This is a genomic window from Streptomyces sp. NPDC002690, assembly GCF_053592415.1.
The window spans coordinates 1-25,913 of the sequence record NZ_JBSFVR010000079.1 but is presented as its reverse complement, the minus strand read 5'-3'; the positions used below and the strand labels follow the sequence as shown (position 1 = coordinate 25,913).

22 protein-coding genes and 1 pseudogene are annotated in these 25,913 nt (G+C 72.8%); 14 read left to right on the top strand and 9 right to left on the bottom strand.

The genetic code is table 11. From position 1 onward, the window contains the following. The first annotated feature begins 127 nt into the window (after positions 1-127). The 9 genes and pseudogenes from uvrB to ACWD3D_RS13155 all read left to right on the top strand — a co-directional run bounded on the left by uvrB (position 128) and on the right by ACWD3D_RS13155 (position 9,114). Positions 128-2,272, top strand: a complete 2,145-nt coding sequence (uvrB, locus tag ACWD3D_RS13195; RefSeq protein WP_451460986.1) for an excinuclease ABC subunit UvrB — start codon at positions 128-130, stop codon at positions 2,270-2,272. A 172-nt stretch (positions 2,273-2,444) separates the two neighbouring features. Continuing rightward, complete coding sequence (locus tag ACWD3D_RS13190; protein WP_451460985.1) at positions 2,445-3,023, top strand: TerD family protein; 579 nt, start codon at positions 2,445-2,447, stop codon at positions 3,021-3,023. Between the two features lie 211 nt (positions 3,024-3,234). After that, positions 3,235-4,509: pseudogene (locus tag ACWD3D_RS13185) on the top strand (TerD family protein); the annotation flags it as partial. Between the two features lie 38 nt (positions 4,510-4,547). Then, entirely contained in the window at positions 4,548-6,191 is a 1,644-nt protein-coding gene (locus tag ACWD3D_RS13180; protein WP_451460984.1) for an FAD-dependent monooxygenase, read from the top strand. A 32-nt stretch (positions 6,192-6,223) separates the two neighbouring features. Further along, the gene (locus ACWD3D_RS13175) at positions 6,224-6,313 is read left to right on the top strand and encodes a putative leader peptide (protein ID WP_328719044.1); all 90 of its coding nucleotides are present in this window, start codon (positions 6,224-6,226) and stop codon (positions 6,311-6,313) included. Positions 6,314-6,467: 154 nt separating this feature from the next. Then, positions 6,468-7,016, top strand: coding sequence for a cysteine dioxygenase (locus tag ACWD3D_RS13170; RefSeq protein ID WP_451460991.1), 549 nt, complete (start codon positions 6,468-6,470; stop codon positions 7,014-7,016). A gap of 92 nt (positions 7,017-7,108) precedes the next feature. After that, complete coding sequence (locus tag ACWD3D_RS13165; RefSeq protein WP_451460990.1) at positions 7,109-7,486, top strand: rhodanese-like domain-containing protein; 378 nt, start codon at positions 7,109-7,111, stop codon at positions 7,484-7,486. Between the two features lie 276 nt (positions 7,487-7,762). Beyond that, positions 7,763-8,200 (top strand): hypothetical protein, encoded by a 438-nt coding sequence (locus ACWD3D_RS13160; protein WP_451460989.1) that lies wholly within the window; start codon positions 7,763-7,765, stop codon positions 8,198-8,200. 170 nt (positions 8,201-8,370) lie between these two features. Then, a complete protein-coding gene (locus ACWD3D_RS13155) occupies positions 8,371-9,114 on the top strand; it encodes a DUF6197 family protein (protein WP_451460983.1) in 744 nt (247 codons plus the stop codon). Positions 9,115-9,277: 163 nt separating this feature from the next. Here ACWD3D_RS13155 and recX read toward each other — a convergent pair whose 3' ends face one another. The 3 genes from recX to ACWD3D_RS13140 form a co-directional block, all read right to left on the bottom strand. Then, on the bottom strand, positions 9,278-10,039 hold the full coding sequence (recX, locus tag ACWD3D_RS13150; RefSeq protein WP_451460982.1) for a recombination regulator RecX: 762 nt from the start codon (positions 10,037-10,039) through the stop codon (positions 9,278-9,280). Between the two features lie 4 nt (positions 10,040-10,043). Next, positions 10,044-11,186: a recombinase RecA gene (recA, locus tag ACWD3D_RS13145; RefSeq protein WP_451460981.1), complete on the bottom strand. Its 1,143-nt coding sequence runs from the start codon at positions 11,184-11,186 to the stop codon at positions 10,044-10,046. A 345-nt stretch (positions 11,187-11,531) separates the two neighbouring features. Further along, complete coding sequence (locus ACWD3D_RS13140) at positions 11,532-12,101, bottom strand: TetR/AcrR family transcriptional regulator C-terminal domain-containing protein (RefSeq protein ID WP_451460988.1); 570 nt, start codon at positions 12,099-12,101, stop codon at positions 11,532-11,534. Between the two features lie 77 nt (positions 12,102-12,178). On the opposite strand from ACWD3D_RS13140, the gene ACWD3D_RS13135 reads away from it, so the two are divergent. Further along, complete coding sequence (locus ACWD3D_RS13135) at positions 12,179-13,507, top strand: FAD-dependent monooxygenase (RefSeq protein WP_451460980.1); 1,329 nt, start codon at positions 12,179-12,181, stop codon at positions 13,505-13,507. 18 nt (positions 13,508-13,525) lie between these two features. On the opposite strand, the gene ACWD3D_RS13130 is transcribed toward ACWD3D_RS13135, so the two are convergent. From ACWD3D_RS13130 to ACWD3D_RS13120, 3 genes are all read right to left on the bottom strand, one after another. Next, positions 13,526-13,918, bottom strand: a complete 393-nt coding sequence (locus ACWD3D_RS13130; protein ID WP_451460979.1) for a hypothetical protein — start codon at positions 13,916-13,918, stop codon at positions 13,526-13,528. A 41-nt stretch (positions 13,919-13,959) separates the two neighbouring features. Continuing rightward, positions 13,960-15,174, bottom strand: a complete 1,215-nt coding sequence (locus ACWD3D_RS13125) for an AI-2E family transporter (RefSeq protein ID WP_451460987.1) — start codon at positions 15,172-15,174, stop codon at positions 13,960-13,962. Between the two features lie 251 nt (positions 15,175-15,425). Next, the gene (locus tag ACWD3D_RS13120) at positions 15,426-15,620 is read right to left on the bottom strand and encodes a DUF3046 domain-containing protein (protein WP_451460978.1); all 195 of its coding nucleotides are present in this window, start codon (positions 15,618-15,620) and stop codon (positions 15,426-15,428) included. 77 nt (positions 15,621-15,697) lie between these two features. Here ACWD3D_RS13120 and ACWD3D_RS13115 point away from each other — a divergent pair, with 77 nt between their 5' ends. Then, a complete protein-coding gene (locus tag ACWD3D_RS13115; RefSeq protein WP_451460977.1) occupies positions 15,698-16,612 on the top strand; it encodes a hypothetical protein in 915 nt (304 codons plus the stop codon). A gap of 38 nt (positions 16,613-16,650) precedes the next feature. On the opposite strand, the gene ACWD3D_RS13110 is transcribed toward ACWD3D_RS13115, so the two are convergent. From ACWD3D_RS13110 to ACWD3D_RS13100, 3 genes are read right to left on the bottom strand one after another with little or no spacing between them, the layout of a single operon-like run. Then, positions 16,651-16,956, bottom strand: a complete 306-nt coding sequence (locus ACWD3D_RS13110) for an AzlD domain-containing protein (RefSeq protein WP_451460976.1) — start codon at positions 16,954-16,956, stop codon at positions 16,651-16,653. After that, on the bottom strand, positions 16,953-17,750 hold the full coding sequence (locus ACWD3D_RS13105) for an AzlC family ABC transporter permease (RefSeq protein ID WP_451460975.1): 798 nt from the start codon (positions 17,748-17,750) through the stop codon (positions 16,953-16,955). Before ACWD3D_RS13105 ends, ACWD3D_RS13110 begins: the two co-directional genes overlap by 4 nt. Before the next feature lie 10 nt (positions 17,751-17,760). Then, positions 17,761-18,636 (bottom strand): AraC family transcriptional regulator, encoded by an 876-nt coding sequence (locus tag ACWD3D_RS13100; RefSeq protein WP_451460974.1) that lies wholly within the window; start codon positions 18,634-18,636, stop codon positions 17,761-17,763. Positions 18,637-18,704: 68 nt separating this feature from the next. On the opposite strand from ACWD3D_RS13100, the gene ACWD3D_RS13095 reads away from it, so the two are divergent. The 3 genes from ACWD3D_RS13095 (at position 18,705) to ACWD3D_RS13085 (ending at position 25,846) form a co-directional block, all read left to right on the top strand. After that, positions 18,705-23,405: a DEAD/DEAH box helicase gene (locus tag ACWD3D_RS13095; RefSeq protein ID WP_451460973.1), complete on the top strand. Its 4,701-nt coding sequence runs from the start codon at positions 18,705-18,707 to the stop codon at positions 23,403-23,405. A gap of 69 nt (positions 23,406-23,474) precedes the next feature. Next, positions 23,475-24,278 (top strand): Fpg/Nei family DNA glycosylase, encoded by an 804-nt coding sequence (locus tag ACWD3D_RS13090; RefSeq protein WP_451460972.1) that lies wholly within the window; start codon positions 23,475-23,477, stop codon positions 24,276-24,278. A gap of 749 nt (positions 24,279-25,027) precedes the next feature. After that, positions 25,028-25,846 (top strand): GNAT family N-acetyltransferase, encoded by an 819-nt coding sequence (locus tag ACWD3D_RS13085; RefSeq protein WP_451460971.1) that lies wholly within the window; start codon positions 25,028-25,030, stop codon positions 25,844-25,846. Positions 25,847-25,913: the final 67 nt, after the last annotated feature.

Genomic DNA, 25,913 nt, shown 5'->3' with positions numbered 1-25,913 from the left:
CCGATCATGGCCAGGGCGAAGCTCCACAGTCCCATCATCACGGCGATGGAGAGGTGGAAGAGGACACCTGCGGCGAACACGCGCCAGACCGGCCGCCGTTGTCAGTGTCGGGTCGTACGGTTGATGCATGCGGCCCGTTTCGAAGATCGAACGTTCGGTGGCGCCTTTCGAGGTCGTCAGTCCCTACCAGCCCAGCGGCGACCAGCCGACGGCCATCGCCGAGCTCGACAAGCGCATTCGAGCAGGTGAGAAGGATGTCGTCCTGCTCGGCGCGACCGGCACCGGTAAATCGGCGACCACCGCCTGGATGATCGAGAAGCTCCAGCGGCCGACCCTCGTCATGGCGCCCAACAAGACGCTGGCGGCCCAGCTGGCCAACGAGTTCCGCGAACTGCTGCCCAACAACGCGGTCGAGTACTTCGTCTCGTACTACGACTACTACCAGCCCGAGGCGTACGTCCCGCAGTCGGACACCTACATCGAGAAGGACTCCTCGATCAACGAGGAGGTCGAGCGGCTGCGCCACTCCGCGACGAACTCCCTGCTCACCCGGCGGGACGTCGTCGTCGTCGCGTCCGTCTCCTGCATCTACGGCCTCGGTACCCCGCAGGAGTACGTCGACCGCATGATCCAGCTCAAGGTCGGCGACGAGGTGGACCGTGACCAGCTGCTCCGCCGGTTCGTCGAGATCCAGTACACCCGCAACGACCTCGCCTTCACCCGCGGCACCTTCCGGGTGCGCGGCGACACCATCGAGATCTTCCCGGTCTACGAGGAGCTCGCCGTCCGCATCGAGATGTTCGGCGACGAGATCGAGGCGCTCTCCACCCTCCACCCGCTCACCGGCGAGGTGATCAGCGAGGACACCTCGCTGCACGTCTTCCCCGCGACCCACTACGTCGCCGGTCCCGAGCGCATGGAGAAGGCGATCACCGGCATCGAGCAGGAGCTGGAGGAGCGGCTGGCTTCCATGGAGAAGCAGGGCAAGATGCTGGAGGCCCAGCGCCTGCGCATGCGCACCACCTACGACATCGAGATGCTCCGCCAGATCGGCACCTGCTCCGGCGTGGAGAACTACTCGATGCACTTCGACGGCCGCTCGCCCGGCACCGCCCCGAACACCCTCCTCGACTACTTCCCCGAGGACTTCCTGCTGGTGCTCGACGAGTCCCACGTCACCGTGCCGCAGATCGGCGCGATGTACGAGGGCGACGCCTCCCGCAAGCGGACCCTCGTCGACCACGGGTTCCGGCTGCCGTCCGCCCTGGACAACCGCCCCCTGAAGTGGGAGGAGTTCCAGGAGCGGATCGGTCAGACCGTCTACCTCTCCGCCACTCCGGGAAACTACGAGCTCTCGCGCGGCGACGGCTTCGTCGAACAGATCATCCGCCCGACCGGACTGGTCGACCCGGAGATCGTCGTCAAGCCCACCGAGGGCCAGATCGACGACCTCGTCCACGAGATCCGTGTCCGCACCGAACGCGACGAGCGGGTCCTCGTCACCACGCTCACCAAGAAGATGTCCGAGGACCTCACCGACTACTTCCTCGAACTCGGCATCCAGGTCAGATACCTCCACAGCGACGTCGACACCCTGCGCCGCATCGAGCTGCTGCGTGAACTGCGCTCCGGCGAGTACGACGTACTGGTCGGCATCAACCTCCTGCGCGAGGGTCTCGACCTGCCCGAGGTCTCGCTGGTCGCGATCCTCGACGCCGACAAGCAGGGGTTCCTGCGCTCCGCGACCTCGCTCATCCAGACCATCGGACGCGCGGCGCGTAACGTCTCCGGCCAGGTCCACATGTACGCGGACAAGGTCACGCCCGCCATGGCGCGGGCCATCGACGAGACCAACCGGCGCCGCGAGAAGCAGATCGCCTACAACACCGAGCGCGGCATCGACCCGCAGCCGCTGCGCAAGAAGATCAACGACATCGTCGCCTCCATCGCCCGCGAGGAGGTCGACACCGAGCAGCTCCTCGGGACCGGCTACCGGCAGACCAAGGGCGCCAAGGCCCCGGTGCCGGCGCTCGGCGGGAAGGCGGGCAAGGCGGCGGGGGAGGCCAAGGCGGACGCCGGGAAGGCCCGTGCCAGGGGTGCGGTGACCAGCGACCGGCCTGCCGAGGAGCTCTCCGGGATCATCGAGGAGATGACCGAGCGGATGCGGGCCGCCGCCGCCGACCTCCAGTTCGAGGTCGCCGCACGCCTGCGCGACGAGGTGGGTGAGCTGAAGAAGGAGCTACGGCAGATGAAGGAGGCGGGGATCGCCTGACGCGCGGGGAGCGTGTGCGCCGTGATGACTCCGGGGCCCCTTCTGTGTTGCAAGAACGACACAGAACGCACCGGATCGGCGTCCGGCACGGGCGTGATGCGTAGGGTCGGGGGAAACCGCACACGGACGGTTGCGGAGCACGACGTGGAGCGACGCGGAGAGGGGACAGCGCGTGACGGTCAACATGACCAAGGGTCAGGCGATCAGTCTGCAGAAGCAGGACGGGGGAACCCTGACCGCGGTGCGGATGGGGCTCGGATGGCAGGCGGCACCGCGCCGCGGCCTCTTCGGATCGCGGACCCGGGAGATCGACCTGGACGCCTCGGCGGTCCTGTTCGCCGACAAGCAGCCGGTCGACGTGGTGTTCTTCCGCCACCTCGTCAGCGACGACGGCTCGGTCAAGCACACCGGTGACAACCTCGTGGGCGGCGCCGGATCGGGCGGCGACGACGAGGCGATCCTGGTGGACCTGGCGAGGGTGCCGGTCCACATCGACCAGATCGTCTTCACGGTGAACAGCTTCACCGGGCAGACGTTCCAGGAAGTACAGAACGCCTTCTGCCGCATCGTCGACGAGACCAACGGCCAGGAGCTGGCCCGTTACACCCTCGACGGCGGCGGCCAGTACACCGCCCAGATCATGGCGAAGGTGCACCGTTCCGGCAGCGGCTGGCAGATGACCGCCCTCGGCAACCCGGCCAACGGCCGCACCTTCCAGGACCTGATGCCGGCGATCCTGCCGCACCTCTGACGGGCCACCCGCCGCCCGTGCCCTCCCGCCGCGCGCGGGGCGGGACCGGCCCCGGCGGGACCGTACGGACCCCCAGGGCCTTCACAGGCCCACGCGACTCCCGGAGGCTTCTGCCGCCGGGAGTCGCGCGTACCCCGGGACGGACCCCGGCGGGACGCACCCATCACGCGCTCACGCACCGCCACGGTCACGCAGCAAGGGGACAGGGCACATGACGGCCGAACTCGTCCGGGGGCAGAACCACCCGTTGCCCTCGACCCGTCTGGAGGTCCGGGTGTCGGTGGGCTCGCCCGTCGTGGCCGGGGCCACCCTCGCCGACGAGCAGGGCACCGTACGGGGAGCCGCATGGGTCGCCCACCCGGGGGAGCCCGGGCTGCCCGGCGTCGAAGTGCCCCGGCAGGCCGCCTGTGAACACCGGCTCGGCCTCGACCTCGACGCGCTGCCCGGGGAGGTGCACCGCGTCACCGTGCTGCTGGCTCTGCCCGGGACGCCCGGCGCACCCACCGGCTTCGGCGCGGTGGCCGCCCCCTTCGTGTCCGTCACCGGGCCCGAGGGCACCGCCATCGCCGACTTCACCCTCACCGGGCTGGATGCCGAGTCCGCCGTCGGCGCTCTGGAGTTCTACCGCCGCGCAGGCGCCTGGAAGGTACGCGCCGTCGGCCAGGGCTACTCCTCCGGGCTCGCGGGCATGCTCGCCGACCAAGGGCTGAGCGGGGCGACGGAGCTGGCCGCCACGATCCTGGAGGCGGCGGCCGGACCGCTCGTTCCGGCCCCGCCGGGACCCCCTGCGATACCAGGCGGAGCGGTGGCCGGGGCCGAAGACGTGGCGGACGCTGTGGTGGTGCCGCCCGGCGGCCGGATCGACTACGCCCACCCGCGCCGCCGGACCGCCCCGACCGCGCCGTCGGGCCCGGCTGCCCCGACCGTGCCCTCGGGCCCGACCCCGTCGTCCACCCCGGACGCGCGATCCGCCCCCTCCGGCCCCGCCGCGCCGGTGGCCGGGGACGCCGCCGGGCACTCCCTGGACGAGCGGCTCTACAACCAGGTCTGGGGCATGTTCGAGGACCTGGCCCGGAGCGCCGCCGCCTACCGGGGCGCCGTCGCCTTCGCCCAGGCGCGGCTGGAGGAGGAACTCGACCGCGCCCTCTCCGATCCGCGCAACCGCATCGGCGGGGCGGGAGACACCGCGCGCGAGGCGGCCCGGGTGAAACACGACGAGCTGGTCGGCCGCGCCCAGGAGGCGCTCGACCGGGACCTCGCACAGCTGGTGGCCGAGTCCGAGGTGGTGGAGCCCGCGCTCCCCGCCCCCTGCGCCGGCTGGGACAGCCCCGTCTGGCACGCCCACCGCGCCGTGTCCGGAGAGCCCTGGGCCCTGCGGCTCGGCGACGTGCATCTGCCCGAGCGCCCGGATCTGCGCATTCCGCTCCTCGTACGGCTCCCGCTGGAACGTGGCCTGTGGATCGACTCTCCGACCGCCTCGACTGCCAGGTTCCGCATGACCGTTCGAGCCGGAGGGTGTGCGCCGTGGACCCGGTGATCGTCGTCGGCGCCGGACCCGTCGGTCTGACGCTCGCCCTCGCCCTGGCGGCGCACGGCGTGCCGTCCGTGCTCCTCGACGAGGGGCTCGGCAAGGACGAGCCGCGCCCCGCCCGCACAGTGGTGCTGCGCGAGGACACCGCCGGCCTGGTCATGCGGCTCGGCTGCGCCACTCCCGACCGCGCGTCGCTGAGCTGGTCCGGCTGGCGTTCCCTCCGCCGGAACCAACTGGTACGAGAGGTGCGGCTCGGTGAGGGCCCGGGAAGCGGATCGCCGGCCGCGCCCGTCCATCTGCCGCAGCACGCACTCACCCGGGGCCTGCGGGCCGCCGTGGCCGCGCACGATCTGATCAGGCTCGTGCCGCTCAGCCGGATCGACACCCTGGAGCAGGACGCCTCCGGGGTCACCGTGCACACCAAGGGCCCCGACGCGACCTGGTGGCGCGGGAGTCACCTGGTCGGATGCGACGGCGCCCGGTCCACCGTGCGCAAGCTCCTGGACATCAGGTTCCCCGGCCGGACCGCCGTGGAGCGCCACGCCGTCGCCGCCCTGCGGGTCGAACTTCCCTGGCCCGGCGAGGCCGTGCTGCACCGTCAGCCGCCGTGGCGGTCGGTAGGCACCGAGGTGACGGCACGTCCACTGCCGGGCGGGGTCTGGCGGCTCGACTGGCTGCTCCCGCCGGGGGGTGAACTGGTCACCCCCGAAGCGCTGATCACCCGCATCCGGGAGACGCTGGCCGGCTGGTGCGGGGAGACCCCGCCGTACGAACTGCTGGACACCGGCGTCTACACGGTCCACCACCGGCTCGCCCTGCGCTGGCGGGTGAAGCGGGCGTTCCTCGCCGGGGACGCCGCCCACCTTCTGGGCGCGCTGGGCACCCAGGGCGTGGACGAGGGCCTGCGGGACGCCGAGAACCTGGCGTGGAAACTGGCCCGGGCCTGGCACCACGGAGCATCCGAACTACTGCTCGACAGCTACCAGGCCGAGCGCCGGGCCGCCGTGGCCGCCCGGCTGCGCGCCGCCGACCAGTCGCTGCCGATACTGCGCGGCGGCGGAGGCCTGCGGACCTTGGTGGCGGGCGGCGCACGCGGGCACGACGCGCTGCTCTTCGACGCGCATCTCGGCCACGGCCCGCTCGGCGCGCCCCCTTCGTACGCGCACTCCCCCCTCGCACCACAGCACGCCCAGGCGCACATCGCGGTCGGTACGCCCCCCGGTGCGCCGGTCACCGAAGCGTGGGCGACCGCTCCGGACGGAACATCCGTGCGACTGCGGGCCCGGCTGGGGCGCGGCCGGTTCCTGGTCGTCCTGGTCGCCCCGGGCACGGGCGTCTGGGACCGACGCCACTGGATGACGGCGGGTGTGATGCCCCGTCTCGCGGAAGCCGTGCACGCCCTCCCGGTGGAGAGCGAACTCCTCGTCACGGAGAGCTATCCGGGGGCGGCAGCCCACACGGTGCTGCTGATCAGGCCGGACGGGCATCTGGTGGCCGCGTTCGCCGGGGTGCGGCCGGCGGAACTCTTCGACGCGGCGGACGCGGCGCGGGGCGGGGCGCCCGGCGCTTCCCGCGCGGACGACGACTCGACCCCGCGCGCTTCCGCGCGCCCCGAGAGGGCCGCCACGCTCAATTGACCCGCGTGGACACGCGTGGTGTACTCCAGAACATGACCGACGACACCTGCGTACGCCTGTGGCGGAGGGTCCATATGGACCTCGTCCGCTACGCGGGCTGCGTGTGTCGCCCTTCCTGCTGACTCGCCTTCCCCGCCGCGCCGTGCTGCCTTCGCACCGGCGCGCGCCTTCACGCGAACTCTCAGGACGGTCATCGTGTCTGTGCTCCCCGCTTCTTCCGTGCCCACGCCATCCTCCGCACCGCTCGCACCTGCCGGCCCCGTTGCCACCGACGGCGTGCCCACCCAGGCCGCACCGACCGCGGCAGTACCGTCCGGCGTCGCCGCCCAGTCCGCTCCGACCGTGGCGGAACTGCTCGATTTCGCCCGCCGGACCGCGGCCGACGCCGAGTTGATCGCCTCCCTGCCGCTCGATCCCGAGGGCCGCACCTGGGTGCGGCTGGATGGCCCCGCGGGCAGCGAGGCCTGGCTGATCGGCTGGCCACCGGGCACCGGCACCGGCTGGCACGACCACGCGGATTCGGTCGGCGCGTTCCTCACCGCTTCCGGGGCCCTCAAGGAACACTCGCTGGCCGCCCGGCTGCCCACCGACGGGTGGAAGACACTGGAACTGACCGAAGACCTCGACCGGAGCCGCGAGTTGACGGCAGGTCAGGGCCGCGCGTTCGGCCGCCACCACGTGCACGAGGTGCTGAACGAGTCCACCTCCGAGCACGCGGTCTCCGTGCACGCCTATTACCCGCCGCTGCCCCGCATCCGCCGCTACAGCCGAACGGGAGCGGTGCTCCGGCTGGAGCAGACCGAGGTTCCGGAGGACTGGCAGTGAGCGAGCGCCCCACCATCAGCCCGGCGGCCGACGACTCCGCCTCCGTACCGGTCGTACCGGTCGTACCGGTCGTACCGGTCGTACCGGTCGGAATCGACGAGTTCCTCGAACGGGTAAGGCAGAACTACGAGCGGATCGGCCCGGAAAGGGCCGCCGTGGAGGCTGCGGAGGGCGCCCTGCTGGTCGACATCCGTTACGCCGCCCTGCGCGAGCGCGACGGTCTGATCCCCGGCGCGCTGGTCGTGGAACGCAACGAACTGGAGTGGCGGCTCGATCCGTGGGGCAGTCACCGCGCGGAGCAGGCGGTGAGCCACGACCTGCGGATCGTGATCGTCTGCAACGAGGGGTACGCCTCCAGTCTCGCCGTGGCCTCGCTCCACGGGCTGGGCCTGACCCGGGCCACCGACCTGACCGGCGGCTTCCAGGCATGGCGGGCCGCCGGGCTTCCGGTGGTGGCCTCCTCTTCATGACGGCCTCATGGTGTGACGGCCTCATGGTGTGACGGTGTCATGGTGAACGCATCCGAACGGAGCTACCGCTACGTGGGACCGCCCGGGCTGTTGGCGGCGGTCCTGGCTGGAGGTGGTACGGCCGGAGGTGGTACGGCCGGAGGTGGTACGGCCGGAGGTGGTACGGCCGGAGGTGGTACGGCCGGAGGTAGTACGGCCGGAGGTGGTACGGCCGGAGGTAGTACGGCCGGGGGTGTACCGCCGGGCGGCGGCCCGTCCCCCGGCTCCGGCTGCCCGATCGCCTCGGCCGTCGATTTCGACCACTGGGTGGCCCGGTGTCCGGCGTCGGAGCTGCGGGAGCCGTTCACCTTCGTCGTCGGCGGTGACGGCACCCTGCGACTGGCCCCGCGCCGCAGCGAACACGTGGCCTGCGCCGGCGGGGAGGCCGTGCTCGGCGCGGGCGAGATCGGCTTCACTCGTGATACGGACGGGTGGGCCGTGGACGACATCAGCAACCAGTCGACCGGCTACTGCCCCGATGTCAGCTCCTGGCCCGCCGTCGCACGGGCCCTGGACCGTGCGGGGCTCGCCCGGCCGGACGGCTTCACCCACGAGGTGGTGCTCCGTCGCTGCCCCGGCTGCCAGGAGCACAACATCGTCCGCGAAGACCACTTCGTCCGTGTCTTCTGCGACGGCGAGCTGCCGGCGGTCTGGAACGTGGTCCCGTCCGCCTGAGAGCGGCAGTCCGCTCCGGCCGGCAGCGCCTTCGTCGGCTCGCACCACGCTCGGTCCGCATCACGGTCCGCTCCGCACGGGCCCCCGTTCGCAGGCACACCCTCTCCCGGAGCTACCCGAACGGCCGCTCCCCGGTGGAGCGGTCCCCGCGCAGGCCGGACATTCGCCTCATGCACCACGAGGCCGATGTGTACGGAGATGGCGTGCTGATGGACATGGACTCCCTGGACTCCCCCGTCCTCACCCCGGACGAACTCGACCTCCAGGCGTCCCGCCTGCAGGAATCGGAGACCTGGCGGCGGATCGTGACCGGCTGGGACCGCTCGGCCCCCGAGCCCGTACGGCTCCGGCCTGCCGGCACCGCCCGCACCGCCCGCACCGACCCCACCCGGATCAGCCCCGGGACCAGCCCCACCGAGGCGTTGCCGACGCGCTCGCCCGAGCACTGGCGCGGGCTGCTCTCCGTGCCCGTCGATCACCTCGTCGCGGAGTCCCTGCGCGCCCTGCCCGCCGCTTTCCCCGCCGAGCGGCGCCTCCCCGGACGGCTCGGCGCGATGCTGCCGGACCGGCTCCACTCCTGGCGGCGCGTCGGCCGGAGCGATGTACGCCCCTCGGTTCACCTGGCGTACGCGCGGCAGATCCTGACGGAGTGGGGCTGGCAGAACACGCCGTACCGGCTGCGCAACGCCCGCGGCGCCCGCTGCGTGTGCGGGGCGATGCTCACGGCGCACCGGCTCGGTTACGGCTCCGCCGAAACCGTGGACCGGGCCGGGGCGTGGATGATCACCGAGCTGCGCTCGCAGGGCTGGACCGATCTGATCGGTCCCTGGAACCGGGCCCCCGGCCGCACGGCCGCCGACGCTCTCGCCCTGATCGACGCCACCATCCGGCGCGCCTCTCTGGCCGGCCACTGACCGTCGCCGACCGGAGGCCCGCCGCCACCGGTCCCTCGCCGGAGCCGCCTGCCGCCGGGCGGCAGTGGACCGATCAGGGGCCGGCCCCGCCCGACCACAGCCACAGCCACAGCCACAGCCACAGCCACAGCCACAGCCACGAACGACCTTCCCTGCGGGCACGTCAGAACGGCTCGTCCAGGCCCTCGGTGTCTTCCCCCTCGGCCTCCAGCGCCTGGCGCACCACGCGCAGGGCCATGCCCTCTCCGTATCCCTTGCGGGCGAGCATTCCGGCGAGGCGGCGCAGGCGCTTGTCCCGGTCGAGCCCTCGCGTGGAGCGGAGCTTGCGCTCGACCAGTTCGCGGGCGGTCTCCTCTTCCCGCTCGGGGTCGAGCTGCCCGATCGCTTCGTCGATCACCGCGGAGTCGACGCCCTTGGTGCGGAGCTCGCGTGCGAGCGCCCGGCGGGCCAGACCTCGGCCGTGGTGCCGGGACTCCACCCAGGAGCCCGCGAACGCCGCGTCGTCGATCAGACCCACGTCCTCGAAGCGGGACAGCACCTCCTCGGCCGCCTCGTCGGGGATCTCCCGCTTGCGCAGCGCGTCCGCGAGCTGCTTGCGGGTCCGCGGAGTCCCGGTGAGCAGGCGCAGACAGATGTCGCGCGCCTGCTCGACCGGGTCTCGCGGCTCCCCCTTCTCGGCCCTCGACGAGGAAGGGGATCCGCTGCTCCTGGAACGGGAGCGTCGACTCGCCCCCTCGCCGAATCCCGCACCGCCGCCGAATCCCGTCCCCGGGCCCGCCCCCCGACGGGCTCCGGAACGAAATTCCGCCTCGGTGTCCGGCTCCGGCCCGCTCTCCGGTCCGTCCGCGAAGCCGCCCGCCTGCCACGGGTAGGGCTCCACACCGAATCCGGGGGTCGGTTCAGACCACTCCGTACGCCGTGTCACGGGACTAGCTCTTGGCCGCCGCGGCGGTCTTGGCGGCCTTGGCCTTGGCCGCCGCAGCCGTGGTCGCCGGCTTCGTGGTGCTGTCGGCAGCCCCGGCGGTCGCGGCGTCCGTCGCGTCCGTACCGGCCGCCGGAGCGTCGGTGCTCTCCGGGCGGACACCGACGCCGAGCTTCTCCAGGATCTTCTTCTCGATCTCGTTGGCGAGATCGGGGTTGTCCTTGAGGAAGTTGCGGGCGTTCTCCTTGCCCTGGCCGAGCTGGTCGCCCTCGTACGTGTACCAGGCGCCGGCCTTGCGGACGAAGCCGTGCTCCACGCCCATGTCGATCAGACCGCCCTCGCGGCTGATGCCCTGACCGTAGAGGATGTCGAACTCGGCCTGCTTGAACGGCGGCGCGACCTTGTTCTTGACGACCTTGACGCGGGTGCGGTTGCCGACCGCGTCGGTGCCGTCCTTGAGCGTCTCGATGCGGCGGATGTCCAGACGGACCGAGGCGTAGAACTTCAGCGCGCGGCCACCGGTCGTGGTCTCCGGCGAGCCGAACATCACGCCGATCTTCTCGCGGAGCTGGTTGATGAAGATCGCGGTGGTCTTGGACTGGTTGAGCGCGCTGGTGATCTTGCGGAGCGCCTGGCTCATCAGACGGGCCTGGAGACCCACGTGCGAGTCACCCATCTCGCCCTCGATCTCCGCACGGGGCACCAGGGCCGCCACGGAGTCGATGACGATCAGGTCGAGCGCACCGGAGCGGACCAGCATGTCCACGATTTCCAGCGCCTGCTCGCCGTTGTCCGGCTGGGAGAGGATCAGGTTGTCGATGTCGACGCCGAGCTTCTTGGCGTACTCCGGGTCGAGCGCGTGCTCGGCGTCGATGAACGCCACCTGGCCGCCGAGCCGCTGCGCGTTGGCCACGGCGTGCAGGGTCAGGGTCGTCTTGCCGGAGGACTCCGGGCCGTACACCTCCACCACACGGCCGCGCGGCAGACCGCCGACGCCGAGGGCCACGTCGAGCGCGGTGGATCCGGTGGGGATCACCTCGATGGGCTCGTTCGGCCGCTCGCCGAGGCGCATGACCGCGCCCTTGCCGAATTGGCGCTCGATTTGTGCGAGAGCGGCGTCCAGCGCCTTCTCGCGGTCGTTACCTGCCATGGGTTCCACCCGATTTGCTTGAGTCGATCGCTTCACGTCAAAGACGCTAACCCCTGCCACTGACAATGGGCCTCGACGTCCTCCCGGCCTGTGGATAACTCCACGGCCGAGCCCGGGAAACCCGGGCCCGGATGTCATGAGAATGGATGTTCGATTTTGGTGTCAAGCGCGCCACGCCGCCCGCCCGCGTCCGGCCGAGGAAGGCCCCGCACCACGGAATACCCCCACCCCCAGGGTGCACTTCGGGGCCTTCCGGACACCGAAGGACCGTGACCGAAGTCATGGAGCCACCGGGGCGGGAGCACCCGGCAGCGCGACGCCGGCCACAGAACCCGGACGCCGCCGCTACTCCCCCACGCGCCGCGCCAGGCCGTCGAGGATGAGGGCGAGCCCGGCCTCGAAGGCCGCCTCGTGACCGATCCGGGGCACGTCGGCCGGAAGCCCCCCGGCCGCACCCGGCGCACCGTCCGCGCCGTCCGCCTGCTCCTCCAGGACGCTGCCGACCGTGAAGCGGCTCGCGGCCAGCATCGCCATCTGCGCGTCGCGCTCCGGGACGCCGGAAGCCGTGAGGAAGTCCATCTTGTGGCGAATCCGGTCGAGATCCCCCACGGGGGTGCTGCCGGCGTGCAGCCGCGCGCCGTCGCGGCGCGCCAGCAGGGCACGCCGGAAGCTGCGCGTGTTGTCCGGGAACCAGGCCCGCCAGTCTTCGCCGCCCACGGGGAGCGGAGCCGTCGCGTGGGGCTCCATGGCTGCCGCCGCCATGGCGTCGAGGAGCTCCCGCTTGGTGCGGAAGTGCCAGTAGAGCGAGGGCTGCTCGACGCCCAGGCGCTTCGCCAGCCGCCGGGTACTGACGGCATCCAGCCCGACTTCGTCGAGCAGGCCGAGCGCTTCGGCGACCACGGTCTCTCGGTTCATCTTCGTCACGTTGACAATCTATCGCCGATAGATGAATCTGGCGAAGAACCATTCACCGATAGATTTTGAGGTGGGCCATGACGGCGACGCCCGTGACATCCATGACGGCCATGAAGCGGGGATCGGGAGCGCGGGCCCTGCGGGTCCTCGTCGCCGGTGGGGGGATCGCGGGGCAGGCGCTGGCCTACTGGCTCGCCCGGGGCGGCCACCGGGTGACCGTGGCGGAACGCTTCCCTGCCCTACGGGCCACCGGTGCGCAGGTGGACCTCCGGGGCCAGGGAATCGAGGCGATCGAGCGCATGGGGCTCCTCGACGCGGTCCGCGCCGAGCTCGTGGACGAGCCGGGGGTCGCCTTCGTGGACTCCCGGGGCAGGGCGAGGGCGACGATCATGGCCAACACCTCCGGCCGGGGCCGGCAGACCCTGACGTCCGAGTACGAGATCATGCGCGGTGACCTGGTGCGCATCCTCGCCGACGCGACCAAGGACGACGTGCGTCAGGTGTTCGGCCTGAGCGTGGACGGCTTCGAGCAGGACGAGCACAAGGTCGTCGCGCGGTTCTCCGACGGATCGACCGGGGAGTTCGACCTCTTGGTCGGCGCGGACGGGCAGGGCTCGCGCATCCGGCGGGCGATCCTCCCGGAGGGCTCCGACCCGTACTGGCGGGTGGGCATCCACATGGCCTACTGGTTCGTCCCACGCTCCGCGTCCGACGGCGCCATCCGGGACACCTACATGGTCCCGGGCGGTCGTCAGATCATGCGGCGCAGCCACAACCCGACCGAGACCCAGGTGTACTTCGTGCTGCGGGAGGAGTCCGAGGAGGCGTCGGCCGTCCACCGGGAGCCCGTCGAGCGTCAGCGGGAGTTCTGGGCCGGCAGATTCCGCGACGCCGGCTGGCAGACGGAGCGCTTCGTCGCGGGCATGCGGGAGAGCCCCTTCTTCTACTCCCAGGAGATCCTCCAGGTACGCACCGGCACCTGGTCCGAGGGCCGCGTGGTGCTGGCCGGTGACGCCGCGCACTGCGCCTCCCCCTACAGCGGCATGGGCGTCTCGGGCGGTCTGGTCGGCGCCTACGTCCTGGCGGGTGAGATCAACCGGCATCCGGACGACCTGCCGACCGCGCTGGCGAACTACGACACCGTGCTGCGGCCCTTCGTCGACGAGATCCAGGCCCAGGTGAACCCGCGTGTCCTGCGCGTGGGCCTGCCGACGACCCAGCGGGCGATCGACGCCTTCCGGTCCGCCACCGCGCTGGCCTGCAGGCTGCACGTCCCCGACCTGGTCGCCCGTTGGTCGAAGGAGGACCGCGGCGGCGGCTGGCGACTCCCGCCGAGCCCGGTACCGAGCCCGGTACCGCCGAGCCCTGCCGCGGAGGCGGGCGCCCAGGGACTCGACGGCCGGTAGGGGCCTACCTCCTCGCGATCATTCTTCGACGCGGATCAGGAAGGGGCTCATGTCGTCATCGGCGTCACCGGCCCGGAAGCCGGCGGATCCGGGAATCGCGATCGACGTCGCGTACATCCGCTCCGTCACCGGAGCGAACTGCCGGAGCGCCGGCGAGGAGGTCTCACCCCGCCGCACGATGTCCAGCGCGTCAGGGGCGAGTGACGGATCGGGCAGCCGGTCCACGAAGATCCCTCCCCGAAAGTCGTCTCCCGGGTCCGCAGGGACCAGTGCTCCCCGCATGACGGCGGGGGCCCGGTTGACGTCCCGATGCACGGGGAACCAGGCCGTCACCAGGGCTTCGGTCACGCTGCCGGCCAGATCGTCCCGTTCGGCGATCAGTGCCTCGCTCGCCCTGCCGACGCCGGCCATTCCCCTCCGCCGCCGACATGTCCCCACGCCCGCGTCACCGGCTATCGCGGATCGGGACCCCCGTGCCCCGTACCGCCGTCCTCGCCAAAGCCGCCGGACCCGTCCGTACGGTCCTCGCGCGGGTCGTCCGTGCTCCGGCCGGCGTGCCCACGCGTCAGACGGCGCACCCGTGACCAGACCGGTTCCACGCGCTGCCGGCTGCTGCCGCCGCCGCCCACCCGGGGATCGTCGGTGACCGCGTACCGCTTCACGTACGCGCCGAGGAACGCCTGGAGCGTGGCCACCGCCGGGATCGCGATCAGCGCGCCGACCGCGCCGAGCAGGGCCGTACCGGCGATCACCGATCCGAAGGCCACCGCCGGGTGGATGTCCACGGTCTTCGACGTCAGCTTCGGCTGCAGTACGTAGTTCTCGAACTGCTGGTAGATCACGACGAAGCCGAGCACCCACAGCGCGTACCAGGGGTCGACGGTGAACGCGATCAGCATCGGCAGGGCGCCCGCGAGGTACGTGCCGATGGTCGGGATGAACTGGGAGACCAGGCCGACCCAGACGGCGAGCGCCGGCGCGTAGGGCACTCCGAGCACGACGAGCAGGATGTAGTGCGCGATGCCGGAGATGAGCGCCATCAGACCGCGCGAGTAGAGGTAGCCGCCGGTCTTGTCGACCGCGATCTCCCAGGCCCGCAGCACCTCGGCCTGACGCGAGGGCGGCAGTACGGAGCAGAGCCCGCGGCGCAGCCGGGGCCCGTCGGCCGCGAAGTAGAAGGAGAACAGGAAGATCGTCAGCAGCCGGAACAGGCCCCCGAGGACGGTGGTGGAGACGTCGAGGACCCCGGTGGCACTGTTCTGCACGTACTTCTGGAGCCAGTCCGAGTGCAGCAGGCTGTCCTGGACGTCGACCCGGGAGAGTTCCGTGTGGAACGTCTGGTTGACCCACTTGATCACCGAATCGAGGTACTTCGGGAACTCGTCGAACATGTCCACGATCTGCCCGGCGAGCATCGAGCCCAGCAGGACGATGAACCCGATGCTCAGGATGAACACGACGGTGAAGACGAGGAAGGTCGCCAGGCCCCGCCGCATCCCCCGTGCGGCCATGCGGCCGACCGCGGGCTCTATGGCCAGCGCGAGGAAGAAGGCGATGAGGATGTTGACCAGCAGGCCGATGAGCTGGTCGAACGCCCAACTGCCGAGCCGGAAGCAGGCATAGAGCGCCAGTGCCATGACCACGGCGCGCGGCAGCCACGCAGGCATGCGTGCGGGTCCGCCGTCCACCGGGGGCTCCGGCGGTACGGCCGGGGGAACGGGAGGCGCGGCGGAGGGCTGCGGGTTCTGCACGGTCTCGTCTGTCGGGGCCACGCCCACCAGTCTCGCCTACGGGTGGGACACCGCTGTCGCCGGGCGTCCCCGGCACTCCCCGCCGAAGAGGCGGGGACGGCCGGAACCAGCGAAGAGGCGGAGGCCCGATGGCTCGGGGCCGCTCGGCGGGGATGCCGGCGGGGTGCTCAGCGCCGCTCGGCGGGAATGCTCATCGCCGTGCAGACCGCCCGCCAGACGTCCTTCGTCTCCCACCCCGCGTCGAGCGCCTGATGGACCGTGAGTCCGTCCAGTTCCGCCATCACGTGGTCGCGCGCGAAGGAGTCCGCGTATCCGGCGCCGAAGTGCTCGGCCATCCGCTCCCAGAAAATCGTCAACCGCATGACCCCAGTATCCGCTCCTGAGGGTGCGCTCCCGACACCGGAGCCTCTCCCCGCGCTTTCCGCTCTACGGTCGGTCCATGCCCGGAACCGCAGCACGTCCCCTGGCCCGCGCCGAGCAGTTCATCTGGCTCACGGCCCGAGTACTCGAACAACGGAGGTTCGCCCACGACTTTCTCGACGGGGACGCGGACGCGGTCGAGACCGCGCTCGCCGCCTATCTCAACGAGGACGGCGGCTACGGCCACGCCCTCGAACCCGATCTGCGCGGCCCGGTGAGCCAGCCCCTGCACACCGCGCACGCGCTGAGCGTCCTGGACTCCGTCGGCCGCTGCCACGGGCCCCGGGTGGACCGGATCTGCCGCTATCTGACAGCGGTCTCCACCGAGGAAGGTGCGCTGCCCGCGCTCCACCCCTCCCAGCGCGGATACCCCTCCGCGCCCTTCATCCCGATCGTCGACGATCCGCCCGCCGCGTTGCTGGCCACCGGACCGGTCGTCGGCCTGCTGCACCGCAACCAGGTCTGGCACGCGTGGCTCTTCCGCGCGACGGACTTCTGCTGGTCGGCCGTGGAGTCGCTGACCGTCTCGCATCCGTACGAGGTCGAGGCGGCCGTCGCGTTCCTGGACGGCGCTCCGGACCGTGAGCGGGCGCGCGCCGCGGCCCAGCGGCTGGGGCGGCTGGTACGGGACCAGCGCCTCGCGGTACTGGACCCCCGGCGGCGCGAGGAGTACCCCCTGGCGCCCGGATACGCGCCGGGTGAGTACCACTTCCCGTACGACTACGCCCGTACGCCCGCCTCCCTGGCGTACGGATGGTTCACCGAGGAGGAGCTGTCCGACTCCCTGGACCACCTCGCGGCCGAGCAGCGGGAGGACGGCGGCTGGCCACTCACCTGGCGGCGGTGGGCGCCCGGTACGGCTCTGGAGGGGCGCCCGCTCGTCACCCTGCGCGCCCTCCAGATCCTGCGGGCGCACGGTCGTGACCTGGGGTGACCGGGGTGCACCCCGGAGGACTGCCCGCCGCCGGCCGGCTAACCGAGCGCCCGCACCCCGGCGGTGACGACGACCGCGGCGGCCACGACGACCAGGAACGGCGCGCGCAGCACCAGGGCGAGCGCCGCCGCCGCGAGCCCGGCCGCGCGGGCGTCGAAGAGGAGGCGGACGCCGTCGCCGAACGTCTGCTGCGCGGTGAGCGCGGCGAGCAGCGCCACCGGGAGCAGTGCGGCCAGCCGCTGGACGAGCGGACGCTCCAGGACATCGGCGGGCACCAGGAGCCCGACGAGTTTGGCGAGGTAGCAGCCCGCCGCGGTGAGCGCGACGGCGATCCAGACGTTCATCGGCCGGCTCCCGAAGTGGTGGTGACGTCCGCGTCCGTGGGGCCTCGCCCCGCGCGCCCCTTGAGGAAGAGCACGAGGGGGGCGGAGACTCCGGCGAGCAGGACCGGTACCCCGGCGGGCAGGACGGGCAGCAGGCCGAGGGCGAGGACGACGGCGAGCGCCGCCGTGACGCGTTCCGTGGTGCTGGTGAGCATGGGCGCGAGCAGCGCCAGGAACACGGCCGGTCCGGCGGCGTCCAGCCCCCACGCGTCCGTGTCGCCGAGCCTTTCCGCGCCGAGCGCGCCCGCGAGCGTGGTGAGGTTCCAGAGCACGTAGAGCGAGACGCCGGTGACGGTGAACCCGAGGCGCGCGGCCCGCCGGGTGGGCTGGGCCAGGGTGACCGCGGTGGTCTCGTCGATCACCCAGTGCGCGGCGAGCGGGCGCAGGGCGCGGGGCAGGGCGAGCAACTGGGACAGGCGGAGCCCGTAGAACGCGTTGCGCACGCCGAGGAAGAAGGCCCCGGCCGCCGCGGTGTACGGGTTGCCGCCCGCCGCGAGGGCCCCGACCAGGGCGAACTGGGAGGCGCCGGTGAACACCAGGAGGCTGAGCGCGCAGGTCTGGAGCAGGGTGAGTCCGGAGCCGGCGGACGTGACGCCGAAGGCGAATCCGGAGAGCCCGACGGCTACGCCGACGCCGAGCGCGTCCCGGACGACGGCCGCGTCGGTCGTCCTGGCGCCAGGGCTGTCGGGTATGCCCGAGGGGCCGGTTCCGCCGGCCGGGCCGGCGGAGGTGAGGGGTGTCGTCTGTTCTGCCACATCCGCGAATCTAGGGGCGAAGGCGGGTCCCGGTCTTGTACGTTCTTGCGCGTTCGCGCTGGTAGGCGCCGGGCGGCACGCCCACGATCCGGGTGAAGTGCCGGTTCAGGTGGGGCTGGTCGGTGAAGCCCACCGCGGCGGCGGCCGCGGCGGGGGCCACTCCCGAGTCGAGCAGCTCGCGCGCCCGCCGCACCCGGGCGTTGGTGAGCCAGGCGTGCGGGGGCATTCCGTAGCGCTTCTTGAAGGCGCGCAGCAGCGCGAAGGGGCTCGCACCGACCTCCGCCGCCAGCGCCTCCAGCGTGGGCGGCGCGGTGAGGCGGTCCTCCAGCACGGCCCGGGCGAGGCCCGCCGCGCGGGCCCCGGCGGTCAGCGAGGGAGCGGGCGACAGCAGGCCCCCGTGGCGGCCGAGCAGGCGGGCGAGCACGACCCGCAGCAGGGTGTCCGCCGCGAGGGCGTTGCCCTGTTCGGCGGCCCGGTGCACCTCGTGTATCAGCCGGCCCGCCTCGGGGTCGGCCGTACAGGAGGTGTCGAAGCCGACCGTGCCCCGCAGGTTCGTGACCTCGGCCGCCACCGAGTCCACGGCCCGGGTGGACGGGTAGAGGGTGGCGTACGCCCAGCCCTCCGGGACCCCGGCGCGGGCGGTGTGCGGCACCTCGGGGTTGATCATCACCACGGTGCCGGGCCCGGCGTGCAGGGTGCCGCCGGGGAGCCCGACGTCCTCCATGCCCCGGTTGACCGCTCCGAGGACGTATCCCTCGTGGCTGTGGCGGGGGAAGGTGTGAGAGACGTAGTGGGCCCGGAGCAGGTCGAGACCGGGCAGGGCGGCGTACCGCCAGTGCCGCGCCCACTCCCTCGTCGCCCCTACACCCTCCGAGCCTGCCGCCATACCGGCATTCTCGCAGGTCCGACCGTGTTCACCGGCCGATGTCAGTGGCCGGGTGCACGATGGTGGGCATGGTCGGCTCTGCCCTGGAATCGTTCTCGCCCGCGACACGCAGCTGGTTCGCGGGTGCCTTCCACGCGCCCACGGCCGCGCAGGAGGGCGCCTGGTCCGCGATCGCGGAGGGCTCGGACGTCCTGGTCGTCGCGCCGACCGGCTCCGGCAAGACCCTGGCGGCCTTTCTGGCCTCCCTCGACCAGCTCGCCTCCGTACCGCCTCCCGCCGAGGCGAAGAAGCGCTGCCGGGTGCTGTACATCTCCCCGTTGAAGGCCCTCGCCGTCGACGTGGAGCGCAACCTCCGCTCACCGCTGACCGGCATCCGTCAGGAATCCGTGCGGCTCGGGCTGCCGGAGCCGGACGTCCGGGTGGGCATCCGGTCCGGCGACACGCCCCCGGCCGAGCGCCGGAGCATGGTGACCAAGCCGCCGGACATCCTGATCACGACCCCCGAGTCCCTCTTCCTGATGCTGACCTCCTCTGCGCGGGACGCCCTCGCCGGGGTGGAGACGGTGATCCTCGACGAAGTGCACGCCGTCGCCGGCACGAAACGCGGCGCCCACCTCGCGCTGAGCCTGGAGCGGCTCGACGAGCTGCTGCCGCGCCCCGCCCGCCGGATCGGGCTGTCGGCCACGGTCCGCCCGGTCGACGAGGTGGCGCGGTTCCTGTCTCCGCAGCGCCGGGTCGAGATCGTGCAGCCCTCCTCGGCCAAGGAGTTCGACCTCTCCGTCGTCGTCCCCGTGGAGGACCTCGGCGAGCTGGGCGGCTCACCGGCCCCCGACAGCGCGGACGGCCAGAGCGACAAGCCGTCGATCTGGCCGCAGGTGGAGGAGCGGATCGCCGATCTCGTCCAGGCACACCGCTCGACCATCGTCTTCGCCAACTCCCGCCGCCTCGCCGAGCGGCTCTGCAACCGGCTCAACGAGATCGCGTACGAACGCGCGACCGGCGAGACCATGCCCGAGGCGCACTCCCCCGCCGAGCTCATGGCGCAGTCGGGCGGAGCGAAGGGCGCCCCGCCGCTGCTGGCCCGCGCACACCACGGCTCGGTCTCCAAGGAGCAGCGGGCCCAGGTGGAGGAGGACCTGAAGGCGGGCCGGCTGCCCGCAGTCGTCGCCACCTCCAGCCTGGAGCTCGGTATCGACATGGGCGCCGTGGACCTGGTGATCCAGGTGGAGTCCCCGCCCTCGGTGGCCTCCGGTCTCCAGCGGGTGGGCCGGGCGGGCCACCAGGTGGGGGCCGTGTCGACGGGCGTGGTCTTCCCGAAGTACCGGGGCGACCTCGTGCAGGCGGCGGTGGTGACCGAGCGGATGCGCGAGGGGGCCATCGAGGCGCTGCGCGTGCCGTCGAACCCACTGGACGTGCTGGCGCAGCAACTGGTGGCGATCGTGGCGCTGGACGTCCGGCAGGCGGACGACCTGCTGGCCCTGGTCCGCCGCGCCGCGCCGTTCGCCTCGCTGCCCGAGTCGGCGTTCACGGCGGTGCTCGACATGCTGGCGGGCCGTTACCCCTCGGACGCCTTCGCGGAACTTCGCCCGCGCGTGGTCTGGGACCGGGTGGCGGGCACGGTGACCGGGCGCCCGGGGGCGCAGCGGCTCGCCGTCACGTCCGGCGGCACGATCCCGGACCGGGGACTGTTCGGCGTCTTCCTCGCCGGGTCGGACCCCAAGAAGGGCGGCGGCCGGGTCGGCGAGCTGGACGAGGAGATGGTGTACGAGTCCCGGGTCGGGGACGTCTTCACGCTCGGCACCACGTCCTGGCGGATCGAGGACATCACCAGGGACCGGGTGCTGGTCTCGCCCGCTCCGGGGGTGCCGGGGCGGCTGCCGTTCTGGAAGGGTGATCAGCTCGGGCGCCCGCTGGAGCTGGGCCGCGCGCTGGGCGCGTTCCTCCGTGAGCTGGGCGGGCTGTCCGAGGAGGACGCCAGGCTCCGGCTGCTCACCGCGGGTCTGGACGCCTGGGCGGCGGGCAACATCCTCTCCTACCTCGACGAGCAGCGGCGGGCCTGCGGCCACGTCCCGGACGACCGGACGATCCTCGTCGAACGCTTCCGGGACGAGCTCGGCGACTGGCGGGTCGTGGTGCACTCCCCGTTCGGCGCGCAGGTGCACGCCCCGTGGGCGCTCGCCCTCTCCGCCCGCCTGGCCGAGCGGTACGGCATGGACGCGCAGGTCATGCATGCCGACGACGGCATCGTGCTGCGGCTGCCGGACGCGGACCTGATGAGCCTCGACCTGCTCGACTTCGACGGCCCCGGCGATTCCGGCAGCAACGGCGGCTCCGGCGGCTCCAACGAAGGAAGCGGCACGGCCACCGATCGGGGACTCATGCTCCCGGACGCCGCCTACGACAGCGGGCAGGCACCGGTGGGCGCCGCGGACGTCGTCTTCGACAAGGGCGAGGTCCAGCAGATCGTCACCGACCAGGTCGGCGGCTCCGCCCTGTTCGCCTCGCGTTTCCGGGAGTGCGCGGCGAGGGCGCTGCTGCTGCCCCGGCGCAGCCCCGGCAAGCGCACCCCGCTGTGGCAGCAGCGTCAGCGCGCCGCCCAGTTGCTCCAGGTGGCCTCCGAGTTCGGGTCGTTCCCGATCGTCCTGGAAGCGGTCCGCGAATGTCTCCAGGACGTGTTCGACGTACCCGGGCTCACCGAGCTCATGGGAGACCTCGAAGCGCGCCGCATCCGGCTCGTGGAGGTCACCACCACCGAGCCCTCCCCCTTCGCACGCTCGCTGCTCTTCGGTTACGTCGCGCAGTTCCTGTACGAGGGCGACTCCCCGCTCGCCGAGCGGCGCGCCGCCGCCCTCTCGCTCGACTCGCACCTGCTGGCGGAGCTGCTCGGCCAGGCGGAGCTGCGCGAGCTGCTCGACGCCGACGTCCTGACCGAACTGGAGCAGGAGCTCCAGTGGCTGACCGAGGAGCGACGGGTCAAGGACGTCGAGGGCGTCGCGGACCTTCTGCGGGTCCTCGGCCCGCTCACCCCGGCGGAGCTGGCCGAGCGCGGCGCGGAGCCGTCCTGGGCCCCCGAACTGGAGACGGCCCGCCGGGCCCTGAAGGTCCGGATCGCGGGCGCCGACCACTGGGCCGCCGTCGAAGACGCGGGGCGGTTGCGGGACGCGCTGGGCACCGCCCTTCCGGTCGGTGTGCCAGAGGCGTTCACGGAGCCGGTGAAGGACCCGCTGGGCGACCTCGTCGCCCGGTACGCCCGCACGCACGGCCCGTTCACCTCGGCGCGGGCGGCGGAGCGCTTCGGGCTCGGTCCGGCGGTGACGGAGGGCGCCCTGCAGCGGCTGTCCGCCTCGGGGCGGGTCGTGCTGGGCGAGTTCCATCCGGCGGGCATCGGACAGGAGTGGTGCGACGCCACCGTGCTGCGTCGGCTGCGGCGCCGTTCCCTCGCGGCGCTCCGCCACGAGCTGGAGCCCGTGCCGCCCGCCGCCCTGGCGACCTTCCTGCCCCAGTGGCAGCACCTGGACGGCCACGGGTTGCGGGGCATCGACGGGCTGGCCCGCGCCGTCGAGCAGTTGCAGGGCGCACCGGTGCCCGCCTCCGCGCTGGAACGGCTGATCCTGCCGAGCCGGGTCGCCGGATACACCCCTGCCCTGCTGGACGAGCTGACCACGACCGGCGAGGTCGTCTGGGCCGGGGCGGGCGCCCTCCCCGGCAAGGACGGCTGGATCGCTCTCTATCCGGCGGACATCGCCCCCCTGCTGCTGCCCCCGCCCCATCCCCTGGAGCTGACCGCGCTGCACGAGTCGGTGCTGACCGCGCTCCGGGGCGGGTACGGCCTCTTCTTCCGCCAGATCGCCGATCAGGTCCGGGCCACCACGCACCCCTCCGCCTCGGAGACGCAGCTGGCCGACGTGCTCTGGGACCTCGCTTGGTCGGGGCGGCTCACCAACGACACGCTGGCGCCGCTGCGCTCACTCCTCGGTTCGGGGCGTACGGCCGGGGCGACGGCGCACCGGGCCCGGCGCTCGGTGCCGCGCGGCCGGTACGGCTCGCTCACCGCAGCCGCCCGCCCGGCCTCCCGGACGGGCCCGCCCACCGTTTCCGGCCGGTGGGCGCTGCTGCCCGAGAGTGAACCCGAACCCACCCACCGCGCCCACGCGCTGGCCCGCACCCTGCTGGACCGGCACGGCGTGGTCACCAGGGGCGCGGTGCAGGCGGAGGGGGTGGAGGGCGGTTTCTCGGCGACGTACCGCATCCTCGCCGCCTTCGAGGACAACGGGCAGGCAAGGCGTGGTTACGTCGTCGAGGGGCTCGGGGCCGCGCAGTTCGCGATGGACGGCGCGGTGGACCGGCTGCGTGCGGCGTCGACCGCCCGGGAGCGCCGGGACCCCGGCGGTGTGCCGCGCGCCGTGGTGCTGGCGGCGGCCGACCCGGCCAACGCCTACGGCGCGGCGCTGCCCTGGCCCGAGTCCCCGGACGGCGCCGGTCACAAGCCGGGCCGCAAGGCGGGCGCCCTGGTGGTCCTGGTCGACGGAGAGCTGACCCTCTACATGGAGCGGGGCGGCAAGTCGCTGCTGGCCTGGCCCTCCGACCCCGATGCCCCCGCGCTCCGCGCCGCGGCCGAGGCGCTCGCGGCGGCGGCGAAGGCCGGCTCCCTCGGCACGGTCACCGTGGAGCGCACCAACGGCGTGTCCTCGCTGACCTCGCCGGTGGGCCGCGTACTGGAGGCGGCGGGATTCCTCGCCACCCCGAAGGGGATGCGGCTGCGCGCCTGACGCGGCCCCCCGCGCCCGTGCACCGCCGCGAACCCGCGCCGGGCCGCACCGCTGCCGCATGATGGAGGCATGCCCGAAGGAGACACCGTCGCGCGTACGGCGAAGCATTTGCACGCCGCTCTCGCCGGAAGGGTGCTCACCCACGCCGATCTGCGGGTGCCCCGGTTCGCCACCGCCGATCTGACCGGCCGTACCGTCCTCGACGTGACCCCGAGGGGCAAGCACCTCCTCACCCGGCTGGAGGGCGGCCTCACGCTCCACAGCCATCTGCGGATGGACGGAGCCTGGCGGATCTTCGCCCCCGGGGAGCGGTGGCGCGGCGGTCCGGCGTACGAGATCCGGGCCGTCCTCGGCAACGCCGACCACACCGCGGTGGGCTACCGCCTCCCCGTACTGGAGCTGCTGCGCACCCCGGACGAGGAGAAGGTGGTCGGCCACCTGGGCCCCGACCTGCTCGGGCCCGACTGGGACGCGGACCGGGCTCTGTCGAATCTGCTCGCCGACCCGGGCCGCCCGCTCGGCGAGGCACTGCTCGACCAGCGCAATCTGGCCGGGATCGGCAACGTCTACAAGTGCGAGCTCTGTTTCCTCGCCCGCGTCACCCCCTGGCTCCCGGTGGGCGAACTGCCCACGTCCCTCCTCCCCCGGCTGGTGGGCGCCGCCGCCCGGCTGCTGGACGCGAACCGCGACCGCTCCACCCGCACCACCACCGGCCGGATCGCGGCCCTCAGCCGCACCCGTGAGCCGGTGTACGTCTACGGGCGCGCGGGTCGCCCCTGTCTGCGCTGCCGCGCCCCCGTCCGCAAGGCGGACCAGGCCGACCGCCCCACGTACTGGTGCCCCCATTGCCAGTCGGGCCCCACCCCGCACTGACCGCCCGGCCCACGTCAGCTCCGCCCCGGACAGCGAGCGGCCCTCACCGCTCGGGCCGTCTCCACGGAACCCGTAGAACCCGTAGAACCCGTAGAAGCGGTCCATATCGTCGAAGCCGTCGAAGCCGTCGAAGCCGCCACAACCGCCTGAACCCCGTGCCCGGCCGCCCCTCGCTCCGCACGCCACGCCTCCCCCACCGGCGCACGTACCGGAGGAACGGCCGGCCGGATATGGAGTCGTCGTACGGGGGCGTCCGGCCACTCGTCCCGGCCGCCGTCACGTGGACCGGCAGCAGGCTCAGCCCCCAGCCGCCCGCCACCATCGCGCCTTCCAGCGTCCCGGACTGTCCCGGGACGAGGACGAGCCGCAGCACGGCCCACCACCACAGGCCGCCGCATATCAGGAGCCCGGCGGACATCAGGACCGGCCGCACCCGTCTCGGTATCACTGCGGCCTCCTCCGGCCGATGCCCGGCCCGCCGGATCGCGGTGCGGGCGGGCCCGCCTGCCTTGTCCGGCAGTCTGCCCCGGGACGGGCCGCAGTGCATCCAGAGACGGGCCCGGTCCCCCTCGCTTCCGTACAGGCGGTGCCGGGCTCGGGCCTGCGAGCGGGGGACGCATCCGTGGCGGACGCGCGGGTACCCGCCGGGGCCGGGACACCCCCCGACCGGGCTCCGCCGGGCAGCCCGGACCGCCGTCGGCAGGGCACATTCGTTGTCCAACGGCACGCGCGCGGCCAATCATGGCAAGATGCCATCCCTGCCTCTGTCTCTGCCCGAACGCGTGACCGCCTTCCGCGCCGCCTTCGCCCGCCGCCAGGCCGCCGAGACCGTCGAACTGCCGGGCGCCTTCGCCGTCCGCGACCCGGAGTTCCCGCTTTCCCAGGAGCACAACCAACTGATCGTCGACGCGCCGGACGCCGATCCCGCGGCGTTGTCCAGGTCGGCAGCTCACAGCCTCGGGCCGCGCGAGCACTACCGGATCACGGTGCTGGACGGGCCCCTGGGCGAACACGCGACTCCGGCACTCGCGGCAGCCGGGTTCAGCCGCGACTCCGCCGTGGTGCTGGCACGGGCGACGGCCGACTGCACGCTGCCGGGCACCGCGGCCCGCCCGGCCGCACTGTCCGACATACGGGCGGCGGTGTTCCGGCAGCAGTCGGCCTGGTTCCAGGACGAAGAGCTCGTCCGGCAGCTCACCGATCGCCGTGCCGCCCGGCTGCGCGGTGCGGAGGAGGTACTCTTCCTGGCCGCCAGGACCCCGGAAGGTCACGTCGCCGCCTGGGCCGACCTGTATCTCGACCGGACCACCGGGCTGGCCCAGCTGGAGGACCTGGTCACCGCCGAGCCGTACCGCGGTCAGGGCCACGGCGGCACCCTTCTCGCCACCGGTCTGGCGCTGGCAGCCGCTGCCGGAATCCCCCAGCTCTTCCTGCTCGCGGACGCCTCCGACTGGCCCCGGGACTGGTACGTCCGGCGCGGCTTCACCGAGATCGGCCGCAGCCACTCCTTCCTCGGCGGCCACGGCGCCGTCAACAGCTCGGGCGGCATGGGTGGCATGGGTGGATGACGTCACCCGGCGCACATGCCGGTACACCCGTCCGCAGGTCCCGCAACAGCTCGATCAGCTCGTCGAT